The 379-nt window shown below is 43.5% G+C and carries 1 tRNA gene and 1 rRNA gene; both read left to right on the top strand.

Annotated elements, in window-relative coordinates:
* Positions 1-146: 146 nt before the first annotated feature.
* A 5S ribosomal RNA gene (gene rrf / locus SB775_RS27740) occupies positions 147-262 on the top strand.
* 45 nt (positions 263-307) lie between these two features.
* Positions 308-379: transfer RNA gene (locus SB775_RS27735), tRNA-Asn, on the top strand.

Below are 379 nucleotides of genomic sequence, written 5' to 3'. Positions count from 1 at the left end.
ATAGGTCAGAGGTGGAAGCGTGGCGACATGTGGAGCTGACTGATACTAATAGATCGAGGACTTAACCAACGCTTTTTTAAAAAATGAAATACCTTCTTATATTATCTAGTTTTGAAGGAATGAAAATTCTTCAAAAATGAATATAGTCTGGCAATGATGGCGAAGAGGTCACACCCGTTCCCATTCCGAACACGGAAGTTAAGTTCTTCAGCGCCGATGGTAGTTGGGGGTTTCCCCCTGTGAGAGTAGGACGTTGCCAGGCCATTCATTTAAATCTTTAAATGGGTTTTAGGAAACATTATATTATTCCGCAGTAGCTCAGTGGTAGAGCATTCGGCTGTTAACCGAACGGTCGTAGGTTCGAGTCCTACCTGCGGAG

This window comes from Peribacillus sp. SIMBA_075, assembly GCF_046534585.1.
The sequence above is the reverse complement of the archived record's forward strand: the minus strand, read 5'-3'. Positions and strand labels throughout refer to the sequence as shown.